We start from the raw sequence: 15,523 nt of genomic DNA, 5'->3' as shown, positions 1-15,523 counted from the left end.
AGATTTTTTAAAGCATAAATTCAATTTAATTTACATGTTTCACACCGTTTCTCTTTCGGTTTATCGTAAGAAGGAAGTTCACCTTCGAAATAAAACGGTTCCATTTCAATAACTTTTTTAATCGCCTTACGCCCCAATCCCTCATGAGCAGCATTAGTTAGCAAACCATTATCTTGATCACCGGTCCAAATAAATAAGCCACCAAGCCCTTTTTCTTTAACATAGCGGCCTTTTTCTCTTACTGAGCGTGGCGTATCTAACGACATAAATACTTTGAGATCTTTATTGTAAAGATAATCGGCTTTCGCAACCGGATCATGGAGAACCGCAAAACCATTACGACCTATTTGATTTTCATAATCAACATAGTTATAGATAATATCTGTCCATTCAATTACGCTGTATTCGAAACTCCCTACTGTGGATGTTCCATCAGTATATTTCCCAACCAGTTGTTCATTATCCTTACTCTCTAACTCCGCAGTTCTGGCATTACGAGTGTAACCAGAATAACCGATATAAATAAATTTCTTATTAATACCTAAAGAGATAAGATAGTTAACTGCATCATCGACTGAATATTTAGAATACTGATCATCCTGATTGCGATAAAGATTAGTGTGATGAGAAAGTTTTCCATCGCCCAATGTAAAGAAATCATAAGTCATTAAGTTGATTTCATTGACACCGGCGGCGATCAATTCTGGAATATTCGCTGCTTTAATTTTTTCTACATCAGCAGAAGCTGCAATACTAATGCCTTTCAAATTACTGATATTTGCACTCTTCAAATCCTTAATAAGCTCAGCAAAGTACTTATAATCATCTTTATCAAATTGATTATTTTCCCCCGCAGAACCAGGATATTCCCAATCAAGATCAATATGGGTTAGCATGGGGAATCTGGTGTATAAATCTTTAACCCCCTCAACAAACCGTTGGCGCAGTTTCTCATCACGACAAACTTTATAAAAAGCACCACTCATTGACCAACCGCCAACACTAACAGAAATTTCCAGATCCGGGTTTTGTTCTTTGAGTAAGCGCAATCCTCCTAATACCCCTTGGGCTTTATCTTGCTGATATAAGTCTACAGGATTGCCCACCCAATGAGTAAAGCCACAATTAAGATAAGCACCAACATCAGCCCAAGGATCAATTGGAATAGGTTTACCTTCGTGATTCTCTAGAATATCTTGTTCGGCCTCCCCCATTTGCCATCCATTTTTACCCGCGGCAGCAATGATAGTTTCTTTCTTCTCCCCAGTGTCACCAATAATACCTGCAAAGCTAAAGATAATTCTCTGAAACGGCTTTCCCTTGTCTTTATCACCCTTAAAGCGCATTAAATCAGAGCCTCTGCCACCATTCTTTTTAAAATCATCTTCGCTTGCTGTGTCAATAAAACGCGCATCATAAATTGACCAATCAGTTAAATAACAGAAAACACCAAAATCATCCTTCTCCTCATAAGTATTGAAAACTGTTTTAGCAAGCCTTGTTGGTGTATAAGATAATGCACCATCGGTTGTCTTAGGATCAAAACTATTTAACCGATAAGTTTTCTGCGCCGCACCTTCTTCCGAATCCTTAACCTTATATGGATCAGTTTCATACACCAATTGGCTATCTGCTTTTGGTTCATTTTCACTCATATCTTACTCCACTAATAGTACAATTATTTTAAACATCAGAGAGTTAAATCATGGCGACCAATGCCAGAATTAAGTAGAGATCTATATACCCGTCATCTTTCAAGTTGCCTCTTTGTTGGCTGCACTCACTCACCCCGGTCACATAGTTATCTATGCTCCCGGGGATTCGCTCCCTTGCCGTCGCGATGCATCTTAAAATCTATTGGGTATAAGTATTCAGATTAAAAATCGTTCCTCAGGTATACCTATAACGTATTAAATACAAATAATTACATAGTTTTAACTTATAAAGATCTAAATTTTAAATAACACGATATGTTAGAGCTATGAATACTACTTCTCACAGTAATATCGGTTAAACCTCTTTTTTTCATATACAGATATAAAAATTGATTATCTATTCTTCCCGTTTGCCTATTGACTCAAAAAAAATCCAGCTAATCCTGCTCTTTAACCAATTTGTACTATCGCTAAATTCTTTTTTTCATGAAACATGATTTACATACTTAATATTACTAAATATATATCATAGCTATATCATAAAATAATATGATGAGATATTTGTGACAATAAGATAATAATTTTATTAAAATTAAGTATCCGATATTATCTGATCTCTAACTATTAATCAGTTTATGTTACACCGTAATAAAATGTCACCAAATTAACCTTCAATTTTATCTAGTCATATTAAAATAGGGTTATCTCTTGAATAGATTCTGTGGGAAATTCACTACCTGTAACGTTGGTCATTTCAAATTCGAGAAATCACACAGCAAATTAATAAACGCGCCAAAAAATACTTGACACACCAATTTCGTTCCAGTTTACTAGTACACAAGTGAAAGCGATATTGTCTTGTATCCCATCTTATATCAATACTAAAGAGGCACTGAAAATGGCTGTATTTATGATGTCTATCCGTTGGTGGCATAACTTCCCAGTAAGGGCGGTATGGTCACGCACATAAATCAACAGTGCCAAATTACCAAAACCCGCCTAATCAGCGGGTTTTTTTATATGCATAACTTATTGACAGGACGAAAAAATGACGGATAAACAACCAAAAATCACAGTAATTGAGCAGGAAACCGCTTACCAACCTGATCCTACGCGACTATTCAACCAACTCTGCGGTGAGCGACCAGCAACTTTATTGCTAGAATCTGCGGAAATTAACAGCAAAAAAAACTTAAAAAGTCTGCTAATTATCGATAGTGCCTTGCGCATCAGTGCCAACGGCAATCAGGTTACTTTTGACGCTTTAACAGAAAATGGCCGAAATTTATTACCCATTTTGGCCAACAAATTTTCCAGCAACGTCCAATCTGAAATAACACACAATACTCTTCAAGTGATTTTCCCACCAATCAATCACAATATAGATGAAGATAATCGTCTAAAAGCGGTATCCGTATTTGATGCACTGCGTGCCCTGCTTTCTTTGGCGGAAGAGCCGTCAACATACAATTCGTCAAGCGCAGAAGCGATATTCGTTGGCGGCCTTTTTTCCTACGATCTGGTGGCCGGATTTGAACCATTACCCGCAGTAAAAACTGTTCAACGCTGCCCTGATTTCTGTTTTTATCTCGCAGAAACGTTATTGGTGATCGACCACCAGAACAAAAATGCACGCTTGCAAATCTCTCTTTTCAGTGATTCTCAAGCAGAAGAACAACGCCTTAAGCAACGATTAAAAACATTAGTGGCGCTCATTACCAAACCCATTGAACCAGTACAACAAATCTCTCTGCCAACCATGAAAGTTTCATACAATCGGGATGACTCGGCCTATGCAGAAATGGTGGCGCAATTACAACAATACATCCGCCAGGGGGATATCTTTCAGGTAGTGCCATCAAGACGCTTCTTTTTGCCCTGCCCGGCACCGCTTCATGCTTATCAAAAACTTAAGTACCACAATCCAAGTCCCTACATGTTTTTCATGCAGGATAAAGATTTCTGTCTGTTTGGCGCATCTCCCGAAAGCGCGCTTAAATATGATGCGTCCAATCGCCAAATTGAAATCTACCCGATCGCCGGCACACGTCCCCGTGGGCGCAATGCGGCTGGCGAGCTGGATGCGGATCTTGACAGCCGGACCGAACTGGAGATGCGAACAGATCATAAAGAATTAGCCGAACATCTGATGCTGGTCGATTTGGCCCGTAATGACCTGGCCCGCATTTGTGAGCCGGGCAGCCGCTATGTCGCGGATCTGACAAAAGTCGATCGCTACTCTTTTGTTATGCATCTGGTCTCCCGCGTCGTGGGGACATTACGCCATGATTTAGACACCTTTCATGCCTATCAAGCTTGTATGAATATGGGTACCCTCACCGGCGCGCCGAAAGTACGCGCAATGCAACTTATCGCTCACTATGAAAGCGAACGCCGTGGCAGTTACGGTGGTGCTGTCGGTTATTTCACCGGCAAAGGGGATATGGATAATTGCATCGTTATTCGCTCTGCTTACGTGGAAGACGGCGTAGCAACTATTCAGGTTGGCGCCGGTATCGTACTGGATTCCGAACCTTTAGCAGAATGCGAAGAGACTCGTAACAAAGCAAGAGCAGTCATTCGTGCAATTATTGAGGCTCATCAGGCAGAGGAGACTTTCTAATGGCAAATATTCTTCTGCTCGACAACGTGGATTCATTCACCTATAACCTCGTCGATCAATTGCGTAATCATGGTCATCAGGTTGTTATCTATCGCAATACTGTTGCTACTGAAATGATTATGCAGCAATTAAGAATGCTCTCCTCTCCGCTATTGATGCTTTCACCGGGACCGGGTAAACCATCTGACTCCGGTTGTATGCCTAAATTACTCCAACAAGTCATCGGCAAAATCCCAGTGATCGGCATCTGTCTTGGGCATCAAGCCATTATTGAAGCTTATGGTGGAAAAATTTCTGCTGCTGATGAAATCCTACACGGCAAAGCTTCTCTGGCAAAACACGATAATCAAGCTATGTTCGCTAATCTGGAAAACCCTCTACCCGTTGCCCGTTATCACTCTCTCATGGGTAGCCTAATTCCGTCTGAACTGACTATTTCTGCCCGTTGTGGCGACACCGTGATGGCAGTTCGCCACGATAAACATAAGGTTTGTGGATTTCAATTTCACCCAGAATCGATTCTCACAACTCATGGCGCTAAATTGCTTGAACAAACTCTGGTTTGGGCACTAAATTAAAAGGGAGATGAAAATGCAAGCTATTTTCAATAAATTGTTTAATGCGCAAACACTGACACAACAAGAAAGCCAGCAACTATTTGCCGCCATTATTCAAGGAGAATTAAGTGAACCACAACTCGCTGCTGTACTTATCAGCATGAAATTACGGGGTGAACAACCACAGGAGATTGCCGGTGCAGCCCAAGCATTATTGGCAAATGCCCTGCCATTTCCACGGCCGGATTACACTTTCTGCGATATCGTCGGAACGGGCGGTGATGGTGCGAACAGTATCAATATTTCAACCGCCAGTGCCTTTGTCGCCTCGGCTTGCCAGATTAAAATTGCCAAACATGGTAACCGCAGTGTTTCCAGCCAATCAGGTTCTTCTGATTTGCTGGCAGCGTTTGGTATCGCCCTTGACATCAGCGCGGAATGTGCTCGTAGCGCACTGGATGAAATCGGCATCTGTTTCCTATTTGCGCCACATTATCATCTGGGATTCTGTCATGCGATGCCGGTACGTCAACAACTGAAAACACGGACTATATTTAATATATTAGGTCCTTTGATTAATCCGGCACGTCCGCCATTAGCATTAATTGGCGTCTACAGCCCGGAACTCGTTGAACCTATTGCCCGCACCTTACTGGTTCTCGGCTATCAACGGGCAGCGGTTGTACACAGTGGTGGCATGGATGAAGTCGCACTGCATGCACCAACGAAAGTGGCAGAAATTAACGATGGAGAAATTATCCATTATCAATTAAATGCTGAAGATTTTGGTTTACAACGCCATCCAATGTCAGCACTAAAAGGAGGTTCACCCGTGGATAATCGTGAAATGCTCAGTTTATTGTTACAAGGACGGGGTAAGAAAGCCCATGCTGATGCCGTTGCGGCTAACGTTGCTCTGTTAATGAAAATTCATGGACAGGAAGATTTACGTCATAACACCCAACAAGCTCTCGAAACCATTCACAGTGGCCGAGCTTATGAACGAGTTATTGCACTTGCAACAAGGAGTTAATCATGCAAGCTACCATTTTACAGAAAATTGTTAATGATAAAGCCGAATATCTTATTAATCGTAAACAGCAACAACCATTGGAAAGTTTTATTAATGCTGTTGTTGCCAGCAACCGTCATTTTTATCAGGCACTAAACAGTGAACAGACCGTTTTTATTCTGGAATGTAAAAAGGCATCTCCTTCTAAAGGCGTCATTCGCCAGGATTTTGATCCCATTCAAATAGCGAAAATTTATCAGCCCTATGCAACGGCCATCTCTATATTAACTGATGAAAAATATTTTCAAGGCAACTATGAATTTCTTCGTTTAGTCAGTGATACCGTTCACCAGCCAGTATTGTGCAAAGATTTTATTATCGATCCTTATCAGGTTTATCTTGCCCGTTATTATCAAGCCGATGCGATTTTGCTGATGCTTTCTGTTCTTGATGATCAGCAATATATTACGCTGTCTGAACTGGCGCATAGCCTGAATATGGGCGTGCTGACTGAAATCAGCTCAGAGGAAGAGCGAGCCAGAGCAGTTGCATTAAAAGCTAAAGTTATTGGTATCAATAACCGTGATCTGAGAGATCTTTCTATCGATTTAAACCGTACCAAACAACTTGCGCCACAGTTACCGGAAGAAACTATTATTATTAGCGAATCGGGTATCCACCAGCATCAACAAATTCGTGAGCTTAGTCATTATGCTAATGGCTTTCTCATTGGCAGTGCTTTGATGGCCCAACCCAATCTGGACTTAGCATTACGTCAACTGATTCTGGGTGAAAATAAAGTCTGTGGATTAACTCGCCCACAAGATGCGAAAGTGGCATTACAGGCAGGTGCTGTTTATGGTGGTTTGATATTTGCTGAACATTCACCACGTAAAATTAATATCCAACAGGCCCAACAAATTATCAATGCAGCAAATCTCAAATATGTCGGGGTATTTCAAAATCAATCATCTGCATTCATCAGTCATACCGCTCGTGTCCTTTCTCTGGCTGCGGTGCAACTCCATGGCGCCGAAGGCGAAGTTTATATTGAGGAATTACGAAAAACATTGCCTGAAAATTGTCAAATCTGGAAAGCGATTGATATGTCGAAAGATGAATTTCACACCAAAGCCAGAAATGTTGACCGTTATTTACTTGATAACGGCAAAGGTGGAACCGGCCAAAGTTTCGATTGGCAATTACTTGAAAAACAATCACTCGCCAACATCATGCTCGCCGGTGGATTAAATGAAGAAAATTGCCAACAAGCAGCAAAATATGGCTGTTGTGGACTTGATTTTAACTCTGGCGTCGAAAACGCACCCGGCATCAAAAGCAGTCATAAATTAAATAAAGTGTTTCAGCTACTACGCTGTTACCAATAAACAGCAATTTTCCGATTAATTACTGTTTTCCGATTAATTACTATATTTCGATTAATTACTATATACCCTATGGATTTCAAGATGCATCGCGACGGCAAGGGAACGAATCCCCGGGAGCATAGATAACTATGTGACCGGGGTGAGTGAGCGCAGCCAACAAAGAGGCAACTTGAAAGATGACGGGTATATTTCGATTAATTACGATGGACAAATAGAATGATGAGTAAGCTTAACCCCTATTTTGGTGATTTCGGTGGACAATTTGTACCACAGATCCTTATTCCAGCCCTTGAACAATTAGAAGCCGCATTTATTGCCGCTCAGCAAGATCCTGAATTCCAGCAAGAATTTCAAGATCTACTGAAAAATTATGCAGGCAGGCCAACGGCATTAACGTTATGCCGTAATCTGACGAAGGGCACCAAAACTCGCCTTTATCTGAAACGAGAAGATCTATTACACGGCGGTGCTCATAAAACCAATCAGGTACTTGGTCAGGCTCTATTAGCGAAACGCATGGGCAAAAACGAAATTATTGCAGAAACCGGCGCTGGTCAACATGGTGTAGCCACCGCCCTTACCTGCGCACTTTTAAATATGAAATGCCGCATTTATATGGGCGCTAAAGATGTGGAGCGCCAATCCCCTAATGTTTTCCGCATGCGTCTGATGGGAGCCGAAGTTATTCCGGTTCACAGCGGTTCTGCCACCTTAAAAGATGCTTGCAATGAAGCGTTACGTGATTGGTCTGGTAGCTATGATAAAGCCCACTATTTATTAGGAACTGCCGCCGGACCGCACCCTTATCCGACGATGGTCCGAGAGTTCCAGCGTATGATTGGCGAAGAAGCCAAATCCCAGATTCTGGCAAGAGAAGGACGCCTGCCCGATGCCGTATTGGCCTGTGTTGGTGGGGGTTCCAATGCCATTGGCATGTTTGCCGAGTTTATTCCTGAAACATCGGTCCGCCTGATTGGTATTGAACCTGCCGGGCTCGGTATCGAAACCGGTAAACATGGTGCGCCATTGAAACATGGCAAATTGGGTATCTATTTTGGTATGAAATCGCCAATGATGCAGACAGATGAAGGCCAGATTGAAGAATCTTATTCTATTTCCGCCGGTCTGGATTTCCCTTCCGTTGGCCCTCAACATGCTTATCTGAACAGCATTGGACGGGCTGACTATGTTTCCATCACCGATGATGAAGCATTAGAAGCATTCAAAACCCTTTCCCGTGAGGAAGGCATTATTCCAGCCCTCGAATCCTCTCATGCGCTGGCTTATGCTTTGAAAATGATCCATCAAGCTCCTGATAAAGAGCAATTACTGATCGTTAACCTATCCGGTCGCGGTGATAAAGACATATTTACTGTCCACGATATTTTAAAATCCAGGGGGGAAATCTAATGGAGCGTTACGAGCAGCTATTTAAACAACTGGAAAGCCGTAAACAAGGTGCTTTTGTCCCCTTTGTCACACTCGGTGATCCAACCCCAGAATTATCATTGAAAATTATTGATGCACTGATTATCGGTGGCGCTGACGCTCTTGAATTAAGTATTCCTTTTTCCGATCCGCTGGCTGACGGCCCGACAATTCAGAATGCTAATTTGCGCGCTTTCTCCTCAAATGTGACTCCCACGCTCTGTTTTGAACTATTAACAAAGATAAGGGCAAAATATCCTGATATTCCTATTGGTTTATTAATGTATGCTAACCTGGTTTTTCATCATGGAATAGATGAGTTCTACCGCCGTTGCAAAGATGCCGATATCGATTCAGTATTAGTTGCAGATGTTCCTATGTCAGAATCACGGCCATTCCGTACCGCAGCCATGAAACATGGGATTGCCCCCATTTTTATTTGTCCCCCCAACGCGGAAGATGAACTATTACGTGAAATTGCTTCTTATGGCCGCGGATATACCTACTTATTATCAAGAGCAGGAGTGACCGGTATAGAAAAACGAGGTGAAAAACCGTTAAATCATCTAGTCAATAAACTATGGGAATATCATGCTGCACCACCGTTACAGGGATTTGGTATTTCAGAACCTCAGCAGGTAAAAGAAACATTAGCGAGTGGCGCAGCGGGAGCCATTTCAGGATCTGCCGTCGTTAAAATTATCGAAGAAAATCTTTCTCAGCCAGAAATAATGCTGAAAGAACTGACTGAATTTGTATCAAAAATGAAGTCTGCCACGCATAATATTCCTCGTCCTTTAAAATCGCACAGCGATAAGTAATTTCTAGAGATTTGAAGGCTATAATAGCCTTCAAATTAAAAGAATAAAGATAATATGGATATGAAATAATTAAACATTATACCCTATGGATTTCAAGTTGTATCGCGACGGCAAGGGAACGAATCCCCGGGAGCATAGATAACTATGTGACCGGGGTGAGTGAGTGCAGCCAACAAAGAGGCAACTTGAAAGATAACGGGTATATAATTATTAAGGATACTTTGTCATGGGTCCTTTCAGGTGCGTTAATACCATTAGATGTGTTTGGTGATTCTTTAAAATCAATATTTAATTATATTCCATTTCAATACATTACCTATATTCCAGTTAAAATTGCAACGAACTCAATATCTATTTATTTTATATTTAATGGGTTTTTAGTCATGATGTGTTTAATGATGATTTTTAATTTTATTTGGAATTATATGTTAAAATACAATCAAGGATATAATGGTAATGCTTAGAGTTATATTGATTGGCTTTAAAAGTGGATTGTCAGAAGCAAAAAAAAGTCCATTAAATTTATGGTTATCCGCTTTTGTTAATTTTAGTTACTATATAGCACAAGCTTTTTTTTGGTATGCTATTTTAAACTCACAATCTTCAGGTTATATTTTATCTGATGGTTTTATTATTATATTTTTTACTACGGTATGTTTAGTCGATAATCTTTATCTTTTTTTATTTGGCAGAGGAAGCCTCTTGCTGGTTAAAAAAGTCAAGTCATTAAAGTTAGAACCTCATTTAACGCTACCTATAAACACTCAATTTTTATATGTCACTACAAATATTGCATTTGAGCATTTTTTATTATCATTCCTATCTTTAGTATTATTTTTTACTGTACATATTTACTTTGGCACTAATATTTTGTTGGTTTTTTTACATTTTATCATGGTATTAGAAGGAGTCTTAATACTTACTTCAATTACATGGATCATAAGAACAACAATATTTTGGACAACGTCATTAGTTAGTATTAAGAACTCAAATCCTTGTTTTAAAGTATTGGTGAGACCTGAACAATCTTTTCATGGTGTAGTTCGTTTTATTTTAATGTTCATACTTCCGTGTCTATTTATAACGGGTGTTCCAGCTTCAGTAGTAAGTGGAATAATGAGTATGAAATGGTTTTTTATTCAGACTCTGGTCACATTAATTTTAATTTTAATTTTAATTTTAATTTTTATAGCGAAATTGGTTTTTGATATTGGTGTTAAAAGGTATTCAAAATATATAACGTGAGGAAATGAAATGAAATTGGGAATCCAGTTCCGGTTACAAAAAATGGGGCAAAATCTGCCCCATTTTTTTATTAAAAGTGATAACCAACCCCAAACATAAATACCCACGGATCAAGCCGGGTATCAACTTTATATTGCTGGTCACCTGCTTTAAATTTCACATCTGTTTCAATGTTTACCCACCACACAGAGGCGTTCAACATCCAATTCTGATCTAACTCATAATCCAGACCAACCTGCCCCGCAACACCCCAGGAATCTTTCAAGTCCAGACTATGTAAGTTATTATCTTTAACAGCCGAATTACCATTGAATTTTTCGTTAAAGAAAGTGGTATAGTTAAGACCAACACCAACATAAGGGCGGAAACTACTTTCTTTAGAGCCGAAATAGTATTGCGCCATTAATGTCGGCGGTAGATGTTTTACTTTAGCAATATCACCAACACCCGGTAAACTTACCCGATGCTGGAAGGGTGTCCCTGCCAGTAATTCAAAACCAATATTATCGGTCATCATATAACTGAAAGTTAAACCCATCTGGGTATTATTATCCGCACTAAAAGAACCCACCCCCAATACATTATCAGAACCTGTATTAGGTCTTACTGTTGCAGTACCTGTGCGGAAAATAAAATCACCCGCTTCATGAGCAAAAGCGAATGAGGGTACTAAAGTTGCCGCTGCTAATACAAATGCAGAAATTTTTTTCATTATTCATCCCATTCCTGTGATTTAAAGTCAATCAAAATATACTCATATATTAGAAATTATGATCCAAGACAGATCACATCTTTCAAAGAATTTCAGTAAAACCGCATATCTATAATATTATTATTTCAATTAGGAATTATTTTAACTTGATCCAAATCAAAGTTTATTTATTATTAATCAGTTAGTAATCTTTTTACCATTCCGATGTTTTATCTTTCCTCTCATTATATTTCCATTATGTTTTAATAAGGTTAATTTTATGTTTATTTTTATCTTAAGAATATAATGTGAAGAATTTTTTTCTGTCATCAACAATCACAGCTAACCATTAATTTATCCGTATCATCTTGTTTCTACTATCCACGTTTCCCCATAACAAGGTACAATCATCCCCTATGTATTGTTGTTTAACCTGATAGGAGCTGTCTTCATGCCAATCACGGCGAATACCCTGTACCGTGACAGTTTTAACTTTTTCAAGAATCAACTGTTAAGTACCCTGACCCTGGCCGTTCTGGCGGCTCTGGTTACCACCTTATTGGGGCACCTGTTTATTCCTGACAGCGAACAGATGAAGTTGCTGACAGAAGCAGAATTCACGTTTGCCACCTCAGGCAAGGCCGGTATTCAAGAGCTGGTGTCTCAAATGACTCCAGAGCAACAATCAATGATCATGCGTGCGGGAATCGGAACCATTTTCTCAAGCATGATTGGTAGCGTGTTACTAGTTGGTGGTGTATTGACACTGGTTGCGGCAGTTTCAGCGGGAAATCGTATCTCTTCATTACAGGCAATTGGTTTATCAGCAAGCCAGTTACCGAAACTGTTCCTGTTACTGCTTATCTGCACCCTGCTAATTCAACTAGGCTTGATGCTTATGCTAGTACCAGGCATTATTTTGTCGATCGCACTGGCTTTATCACCCGTTATTATGACTGCCGAGCGTTGCGGCGTTTTTGCTTCTATAAAAATAAGCTGGAAACTGGCATTTGCTAATATTCGCCTGCTGGTTCCAGCAATTCTTTTATGGCTGACCGCAAGGCTCTTACTGGTATTTATTATTGATCGCCTAACATTCATTCACAGCGAGATGGCAGGGATTATTCTTGGTGTGTTTAATAACCTCATCTCAGCCATTTTGCTGATTTACCTGTTCCGGTTGTATATGCTGATTACCTCTTCACAACAAAAATCAATATAAAATAGCAATTCAAACAAAACCCCATAGTGATAAAACTATGGGGATAAACAGAATAAGCTGCTATACCCGTCATCTTTCAAGTTGCCTCTTTGTTGGCTGCTCTCACTCACCCCGGTCACATCGTTATCTATGCGCCCGGGGATTCGCTCCCTTGCCGTCGCGATCCATCTTGAAATCCATAGGGTATATATCTGGATTGAACTAAAACACAAAAAAATTCCCTGTTTTTCAACAGGGAATTCTATAGAAAAGAGAGCTAATTAAATATTAATTAGCGAATTTCGGTTAGAACCGATAACCAACACCAACTACCCAAGTGCCTACTTTAATGTCATTCAGTTTTGAATATTCATAGGATGTATCAATAGTCCAATTTGGCATAGGGTTAAACTGTAATCCCAGACCGTAGCCAATAGATGTTTTACTGTAACTCTCTGAATCAACAAAATCAGAGACCTTAACCTTTCCACGTGCAGCACCAACCATACCGTATGCACTAACATAGTCATTAAAACGATATGTAGGCCCCGCCATCAGAGAATAATAATCTATATCAGCTTTACCTACTTTTCGGCCATGGTCATAAAACTCGTACCCCAAATATGTATACGTAAATGAGCTGATAACACCCCAATTATTATCCAATTCGTAGCGGTATTTTAAGTTGAGGCCCTTTGGATGATCGTCAATCTTATCGTCTTTAAACTTTATATGACTCTGAGCATAACCACCCGAAATCGTGCTTTCACCGGCATTTGCCGCAAATGCAAATACAGATAAACCTGCTGCCACCACTGAAGCTACCAATGCTCTTTTCATTGAAAATCCCTAATATTGTATAAAATATAGAAAAGATTAATTACGAGGCGCGATTATTTATCAACAATCAATAGAAAACAACTCAATCCCGTTTGTTGTTAAGTTTCCGTTTAACAAGATAAAGTAATAACCGCTTTCCATCCTGAACAAGATAATCTTTCCATCTTAATCGGATATTTTTTGTGCTTATTAGCATTTCATCACTTCACTATTGAGATAAAAGCAAAAAAATTCCCTGTCTTACAACAGGGAATTTTGTCTAGAATAGATAGTGATAACTAATAAAGGAATAATCTTCAGATTACATGGCTAAACATGGACTAGCAATTTCAACTAAATAGATATATGGACACTAAACCAATACAAATCTATAAATAAGATGTTCTGGCAAAAAGTAGTCAAAAACATATATCCGGTTTCAATAATCCCTGATGAAAATCCGTACTCTGTGTCCTCATTATTTCGATAGCCTTTAAATAAACTATCTAACAAGCTAACAGAGAGTTGGTTCTAACATTACTTTATTATCTTCAGTCACTTAATGAGATTGCACAGATCGCAAAAGTTGGACTGAATTCCCTTTAAAGGAACGACTACATTGGAAACACTATTTAAAATCGATAACCCGCACCAATTACCCAAATGCCTATTTTATAGTCACCTACTTTCGAATATTCATAAGATGCATCAATAACCCAATTTGGCATAGGGTTAAACTGCAATCCTAAACCATAAGCAGCAGAGGTCTTACTCTCTTTATATTCAACGTCATAGCCCAATACAGCAGCATTACCCTTTGCCTCTTCCTTTCCGTGTGCAGCACCAACCAGACCGTATACACTCACGTATTCATTAAAGCGGTATGTAGGGCCAACCATCAGAGAATAATAATCTAAATCATCCGTACCAACTTTGCTGCCATAATCGTAGATATCATAACCCTGATGTGTCAGCGTGAATGACCCAATAACACCAAAATTATCATCCAGCTCGTAGCGATATTTCAGGTTAAAGCCTTTTGGGTTTTCATCAAGCTTTTCACCATCAAATTTCACATGACTTTGAGCATAACCACCAGAAATCGTGTGTTCACCGGCATTTGCTGCAAATGTGAATACAGATAAACCAACTGCCACTGCTGAGGCTATCAATGCCTTTTTCATTGGAACGTCCTAAATAGTTATTGTACAAGTAATAATGATTTTGCTTTGTTAAAATATACTTATCGAAAAACAAAATGTAACGTGGTATTAAATACTTAATATTCCAATCACATTGTTTTTTAACAAGAAATTTTAAAATAAAACAGGTATTCAGGATCTGATATCTCAAATAATAGAAGAATAACGGTCAATAATCATACGTTTAGGAATCAAGAACTATTTTTTCAATTATAATTATCAATGTGATTATTTTATTTATCGTATTCACTTGTTGATCTCAATAACGCTATTATAGCTAAATAATCGTTCAATCAGACCTCACAGTGATAAAACTATGAGGCTGAAAGTTATAAACAAGTTTACGTTGTGTTAATTTACATTGTCTTAAATTTGCTATTTCAAGCTGCTATATTTTTAGCCCCACAAGATGACATAACCCTTTCACTGATTTCCTGCTCAATTTTTATTTCAAAATCAGTAAACAGCGCCTTTGGTTTTACGCTTCTATTACTTTTTTCCAGCGTTACAAAACCATGTTGGCTAAGCGTCTTTAATGTCACTGACAGATTGCTTGGTTTCCTTCCTGATAAATTAGCCAGCTCTGCGATTGTCTCCGGTTTATGCTCATTGATAAGGCGCAGAAGCGCGATATTATCACTGCTAAGTACTTGGGCAAGAGCAATCATGGAAGTAAACCAAATCTTAGGCTCATCAGGTTGAACAACATATTCACCTTTAATAATAGCCAATGTGCGCTTGCGTATAAGTTCTTCATTCATCACGCCAATGAGTGCTTTCATCGTATTACCCTCTTTTTTCGCGTTCAGCGATAATTTCATCAATTTTAGTAAAGAAATCCTCAATTAACTGATATGCAGAAGTAAATTCATATGGAACAC

General features: G+C 39.3%; 15 protein-coding genes and 1 other annotated feature. Of the genes, 9 read left to right on the top strand and 6 right to left on the bottom strand.

What is annotated here, in order from left to right:
• Positions 1 to 20 precede the first annotated feature (20 nt).
• On the bottom strand, positions 21 to 1,655 hold the full coding sequence (locus tag AAC155_RS05630) for a glycoside hydrolase family 18 protein (protein ID WP_113041356.1): 1,635 nt from the start codon (positions 1,653 to 1,655) through the stop codon (positions 21 to 23).
• Between the two features lie 919 nt (positions 1,656 to 2,574).
• Positions 2,575 to 2,675, top strand: a sequence feature (Trp leader region).
• Between the two features lie 28 nt (positions 2,676 to 2,703).
• On the opposite strand from AAC155_RS05630, the gene AAC155_RS05625 reads away from it, so the two are divergent.
• The 8 genes from AAC155_RS05625 to AAC155_RS05590 all read left to right on the top strand — a co-directional run bounded on the left by AAC155_RS05625 (position 2,704) and on the right by AAC155_RS05590 (position 10,729).
• A complete protein-coding gene (locus AAC155_RS05625; protein WP_113041355.1) occupies positions 2,704 to 4,278 on the top strand; it encodes an anthranilate synthase component 1 in 1,575 nt (524 codons plus the stop codon).
• Positions 4,278 to 4,856, top strand: coding sequence for a glutamine amidotransferase-related protein (locus AAC155_RS05620; RefSeq protein ID WP_113041354.1), 579 nt, complete (start codon positions 4,278 to 4,280; stop codon positions 4,854 to 4,856). Before AAC155_RS05625 ends, AAC155_RS05620 begins: the two co-directional genes overlap by 1 nt.
• 13 nt (positions 4,857 to 4,869) lie before the next feature.
• A complete protein-coding gene (trpD, locus tag AAC155_RS05615; protein WP_113041353.1) occupies positions 4,870 to 5,868 on the top strand; it encodes an anthranilate phosphoribosyltransferase in 999 nt (332 codons plus the stop codon).
• A 2-nt stretch (positions 5,869 to 5,870) separates the two neighbouring features.
• The gene (gene trpCF, locus AAC155_RS05610) at positions 5,871 to 7,235 is read left to right on the top strand and encodes a bifunctional indole-3-glycerol-phosphate synthase TrpC/phosphoribosylanthranilate isomerase TrpF (protein ID WP_113041352.1); all 1,365 of its coding nucleotides are present in this window, start codon (positions 5,871 to 5,873) and stop codon (positions 7,233 to 7,235) included.
• A 219-nt stretch (positions 7,236 to 7,454) separates the two neighbouring features.
• Entirely contained in the window at positions 7,455 to 8,645 is a 1,191-nt protein-coding gene (trpB, locus tag AAC155_RS05605) for a tryptophan synthase subunit beta (RefSeq protein ID WP_011146690.1), read from the top strand.
• Positions 8,645 to 9,484, top strand: coding sequence for a tryptophan synthase subunit alpha (gene trpA / locus AAC155_RS05600; RefSeq protein WP_113041351.1), 840 nt, complete (start codon positions 8,645 to 8,647; stop codon positions 9,482 to 9,484). The genes trpB and trpA overlap by 1 nt, the downstream gene beginning before the upstream one ends.
• Before the next feature lie 146 nt (positions 9,485 to 9,630).
• Positions 9,631 to 9,948 (top strand): ABC-2 family transporter protein, encoded by a 318-nt coding sequence (locus tag AAC155_RS05595; protein ID WP_240002815.1) that lies wholly within the window; start codon positions 9,631 to 9,633, stop codon positions 9,946 to 9,948.
• Positions 9,941 to 10,729, top strand: a complete 789-nt coding sequence (locus AAC155_RS05590) for an ABC-2 family transporter protein (protein WP_113041350.1) — start codon at positions 9,941 to 9,943, stop codon at positions 10,727 to 10,729. Before AAC155_RS05595 ends, AAC155_RS05590 begins: the two co-directional genes overlap by 8 nt.
• Before the next feature lie 70 nt (positions 10,730 to 10,799).
• Here AAC155_RS05590 and ompW read toward each other — a convergent pair whose 3' ends face one another.
• A complete protein-coding gene (gene ompW, locus AAC155_RS05585) occupies positions 10,800 to 11,441 on the bottom strand; it encodes an outer membrane protein OmpW (protein ID WP_113041349.1) in 642 nt (213 codons plus the stop codon).
• Between the two features lie 430 nt (positions 11,442 to 11,871).
• Here ompW and AAC155_RS05580 point away from each other — a divergent pair, with 430 nt between their 5' ends.
• Positions 11,872 to 12,642: a YciC family protein gene (locus AAC155_RS05580; RefSeq protein ID WP_113041348.1), complete on the top strand. Its 771-nt coding sequence runs from the start codon at positions 11,872 to 11,874 to the stop codon at positions 12,640 to 12,642.
• Positions 12,643 to 12,677: 35 nt separating this feature from the next.
• Here the strand turns inward: AAC155_RS05580 and AAC155_RS05575 are convergent, their stop codons facing one another.
• From AAC155_RS05575 to AAC155_RS05560, 4 genes are all read right to left on the bottom strand, one after another.
• Entirely contained in the window at positions 12,678 to 12,854 is a 177-nt protein-coding gene (locus AAC155_RS05575) for a hypothetical protein (protein ID WP_158536499.1), read from the bottom strand.
• Positions 12,855 to 12,927: 73 nt separating this feature from the next.
• A complete protein-coding gene (locus tag AAC155_RS05570) occupies positions 12,928 to 13,461 on the bottom strand; it encodes an Ail/Lom family outer membrane beta-barrel protein (protein ID WP_113041347.1) in 534 nt (177 codons plus the stop codon).
• Between the two features lie 611 nt (positions 13,462 to 14,072).
• On the bottom strand, positions 14,073 to 14,624 hold the full coding sequence (locus AAC155_RS05565) for an Ail/Lom family outer membrane beta-barrel protein (RefSeq protein ID WP_113041346.1): 552 nt from the start codon (positions 14,622 to 14,624) through the stop codon (positions 14,073 to 14,075).
• 398 nt (positions 14,625 to 15,022) lie between these two features.
• On the bottom strand, positions 15,023 to 15,424 hold the full coding sequence (locus AAC155_RS05560) for an HVO_A0114 family putative DNA-binding protein (protein WP_113041398.1): 402 nt from the start codon (positions 15,422 to 15,424) through the stop codon (positions 15,023 to 15,025).
• Positions 15,425 to 15,523: the final 99 nt, after the last annotated feature.

Source organism: Photorhabdus sp. HUG-39, from assembly GCF_963878365.1.
Taxonomy (GTDB): domain Bacteria; phylum Pseudomonadota; class Gammaproteobacteria; order Enterobacterales; family Enterobacteriaceae; genus Photorhabdus; species Photorhabdus kayaii.
Note: the sequence above shows the minus strand (reverse complement) of the source record. Positions and strands in the feature narration are given on the sequence as shown.